Source organism: Dehalococcoidia bacterium (assembly GCA_035574915.1).
Classification (GTDB): domain Bacteria; phylum Chloroflexota; class Dehalococcoidia; order DSTF01; family WHTK01; genus DATLYJ01.
In genome coordinates, this window is record DATLYJ010000069.1 from 1 (window position 1) to 3,821 (window position 3,821).

A 3,821-nucleotide genomic window follows, 5' to 3' on the forward strand; every position below is an offset into this window, starting at 1 on the left:
CGCCCGCGCCGGTCATCAACCTCACCCGCCGGCGCGCCTTCGAGATGTTCCGGGACGGTATGAGCATCGCCGAAGTCGCCCAGGAGATCGCACGGGCGCCCGGGACGGCGGCGCAATACCTGGCGGACTACATCGAAGAGACCGGCCCTGCGAGCGTCGATCCCTGGATATCGCCGGAGACCTACCGGCGCGTTGCGCAGGCCGCGGCCACGGAAGGGATGGAGCGTCTGAAGCCGGTGTTCGAGGCCCTCGGCGGTGACGTCTCCTACGAGGACATCCGCATCGTCCTCGCGCACCTCCGTTCCCGGAAGCCCGCGGCGCGCGTCCGTCTCTCCTAGCCCGCGCGGCCCCTGATCGCGTTGCCGGCGCCGACGGGCCGGCATTGCCGCGGCTGCAACGCCGCGCACGCAGCGAGCATATGCCCATTCCCCCGATGACGCCGGGGCCACGCGGGCCGCGGACCTAAGGCGAGCGTTGCGGTCAACGTGAAGAACGGCACTACAGGTATCGGGCCGAATGGCCCTCCCCCCTGAGTCCACCCGCATCTAGGTGCTCCTGAATGCCCTCGTGAAGATTGACACAGGCAATTGTCTCCAGTTTTCGAGAAGGGAGAGTTTGGACATGCCTGAGGATTGGGGTACCTACGGCAACCGCCCCCAGGGCGCGAACAAGCGCCTTGTGGGCGTCCTCGCCGTCGGCGTTCTCGTCATCGGCATCGCCATCGGTCTGGTGATCGGTGGCGGTGGCGGTGATGGTGGCGGTGGCGGGGTTAGTGGCGACCTTGGAGAGATAGCGAAGGCGCGCGGCCTGACGCCCGAGGACACGCAGAACGCGCTCTCACAGTTCGTGCCGCCCGGCAAGTACGACGACTACGTGATGATCGCCTCCGGTGGCCATTCCGGGCAGGTGTTGGTCATCGGCGTCCCGTCGATGCGCATCCTGAAGGTCATCGGCGTCTTTACGCCGGAGCCGTGGCAGGGCTTCGCCTACGGCGCCGACTGGGGCAACGAGGTCATCGAGAAGGGCAACAGGCCGGGCGAGGACCTCGCGTGGGGCGACACACACCACCCTGCGATCAGCGAGACGAACGGCGAGTACGACGGGCGCTGGGCCTACATCAACGACCGCGCCAACGGCCGCATGGCGATGATCGACCTCAGGGACCTGCGCACCAAGCAGATCATCGCCGTCCCGAACATCCAGACCTCGCATGGCGGCATGTTCGTCACGCCGAACTCGGAGTACGTCCACGTCTCCTCGAAGTTCCCGATGGTCTGGCCGCCCGGGACCTACGCGGACCTCAGCCAGTACAAGGAGCGCTACCGCGGCGCTTCCACCTGGCTGAAGATCGACCAGCGCACCGGGAAGATCAACCTGGAGGAGAGCTTCCAGATCGAAATCCCGCCCTACATGCAGGACCTGGCTGACGCCGGGAAGAAGGTCAGCCACGGCTGGGGCTTCATCGGTTCCTTCAACACCGAGATGGCCATTGGCGGCAACGCCGAGGGCCGCGCGCCGATGGAAGCCGGTATGTCGCAGAACAACTTCGACTTCCTGCACCTGATCAACTGGCAGAAGGCCGAGCAGGTGGTCGCGGCCGGCAAGTTCGAGCGGATTAATGGCATCAGGGTCATACGCATGCAGACGGCCATCGATGAGGGCCTTCTGTACCTGATCCCTGAGCCGAAGAGCCCGCACGGTATCGACGTTTCGCCCGACGGCAACTACCTGGTCGTGGGCGGCAAGCTGGACCCGCACGTCACCATCTACTCCTTCCAGAAGGTCCAGCAGGCGATCCAGAACCGCGACTTCGAGGGGCGGGACGCGTACGGCATCCCGATCCTGAGGTTCGACTCGGTCGTGGCCGGCCAGGTCGAGGTGGGCGCCGGCCCGTTGCACACCCAGTTCGACAGCCAGGGCCACGGCTACACGAGCCTCTTCCTGGAGAGCGCGGTAGCGAAGTTCACCCTCGGCCCTGACGTGGTGAAGACCGGCGAGAAGCCGTTCACGCTCGTCGACAAGATCTCGGTCCATTACAACATCGGCCACCTCGCCGTCGCCGAGGGCGACACCGTCAGCCCCGACGACAACTGGCTGGTGGCGTTGAACAAGTGGTCGATCGACCGCTATCCGCCGCTCGGGCCTCTGCACCCGCAGAACTTCCAGCTCATCGACCTGAAAGGCGGGAAGGGCCCGATGAAGCTCGTCGCCGACATGCCCATCGGCATAGGCGAACCCCACTACGTCCAGATCATGAAGGCCGACAAGCTGAAGGCCCTGGAGGTCTACCCCTTCGGCACGGACGCCCTGACCATGGAGAAGAGCCCGCACGCGACCGAACTGGGCAAGACCCGCGTCGAGCGGCGCGGATCCACGGTCGAGATCTGGGCGACGGCTGTGCGCAGCCACTTCATGCCGGACACGATCCGCGTTCGGCAGGGTGACCGCGTGATCCTCCACATCACGAACGTGGAACAGAGCCGCGACGCCACGCACGGCTTCGCCATCGCGAGCTACAACATCCAGGCCAGCCTGGAACCCGGCGAGACGGCGACGTTCGACTTCGTGGCCGACAAGGCGGGGGTGTTCAACTTCTACTGCACCGAGTTCTGCTCCGCGCTGCACCTGGAGATGGCCGGCTGGCTCCTCGTCGAGCCGGTGGGTGTCCAGGCGGCGCCGTAGCTGCACCCTCCCTCCCGGTCTCTCCACCTGGCCCGGCCAGGGGAGAGACCGGGAAGGAATTGACTCGACTCGGATTAGTACGGAGGACCTGTAAGTGCGGCGATTCTTTTTCTCGGTGGCATTGATTGCGGCGGTTGCGACGGCCATGGCCTGCGGCGGCTCTAGCGGTTCCGAAGGCGGCTCGGGAGCGCCGTCCACGGGACCGGCTTCGGAAGCCCGGACCGCGGTGCAGATCAACGCTGCCGCCCTTAAGTTCGACACGAAGACGATCGTCTTGCCGGCGAAGAGCGACGTGACGGTGAGCCTGCGCAATGAGGACGCTGGGGTGCTGCACAACCTCGCCATCTACAAGAAGGCAGACGGTACTGGCAAGGTCTTCGCGGGCGAGCTATTCAATGGCATCGAGACCCGCGAGTACAGGTTCAAGACGCCTGAGCCGGGTACCTACTACTTCCGCTGCGACGCTCATCCGGAGATGTCCGGCACAGTCAAAGTGCAATAGGGGCAGTCCGGGGCTGATTTCGGGAGGATGGCAATGCTAAAGGACCTCATCAAACCGGCGGACTGGCGATGGATGCTCGCGGCATCCATCGCCGCCGCCTTGCTCATCGCCAGCCTGTTCCTGCCACTGTGGCGCATGGAGCTCATCGCGCCCCAGTACCCCAAGGGCCTGGTCTTGTATGCCTACGGCAACAGGTTCGCGGACCCCGACCCTGACGACGGCTACGACGAGGTCCGGGAGATCAACGCCCTCAACCACTACATCGGGATGAAGCACATCGAGCCAGTAGTGGAGATGAAGCTCTTCATCCCCGGGGCGCTCGCGCTCGTGGCGGCGACCGCGGCTGTGTCCGTGGTGCAGTGGCAGCGGCGCAGGCTCAAGCTGCTCGTCGTCGCGGGCTTCTGGGCCTTCCCGTTGTTCTTCATTGCGGACCTCCAGTACCACCTGTACGACTACGGCCACACGATGAGCGAGTCGGCAGCCCTAGAGCTGGAGCCCTTCACGCCGAAGATCTTCGGCGAGACCAAGGTCTGGAACTTCCACACCGACAACACCTTCGCCATCGGCTTCTACTGCCTGGTCGCCGCTGCGGCGGTCATCACGCTGTTGCCTCCGTTCATCAGTTGGGTGCAGGCGG

General features: G+C 65.1%; 4 protein-coding genes. All 4 read left to right on the forward strand.

Going from position 1 to position 3,821, the window contains the following annotated elements; genetic code table 11:
- Nucleotides 1–338 (forward strand): helix-turn-helix domain-containing protein (locus VNN10_06505; protein ID HXH21662.1); only part of this gene is annotated, 338 nt, incomplete at its 5' end.
- 283 nt (nt 339–621) lie between these two features.
- Nucleotides 622–2,682: a Sec-dependent nitrous-oxide reductase gene (nosZ, locus tag VNN10_06510; protein HXH21663.1), complete on the forward strand. Its 2,061-nt coding sequence runs from the start codon at nt 622–624 to the stop codon at nt 2,680–2,682.
- Between the two features lie 115 nt (nt 2,683–2,797).
- Complete coding sequence (locus VNN10_06515) at nt 2,798–3,184, forward strand: cupredoxin domain-containing protein (protein HXH21664.1); 387 nt, start codon at nt 2,798–2,800, stop codon at nt 3,182–3,184.
- Nucleotides 3,185–3,217: 33 nt separating this feature from the next.
- A partial coding sequence (locus tag VNN10_06520) for a hypothetical protein (protein HXH21665.1) occupies nt 3,218–3,821 on the forward strand: 604 nt, incomplete at its 3' end.

Excerpts from the sequence above, each read along its gene's own strand:
- nosZ (HXH21663.1), top strand. The coding sequence starts at position 622 with ATGCCTGAGGATTGGGGTACCTACGGCAACCGCCCCCAGGGCGCGAAC.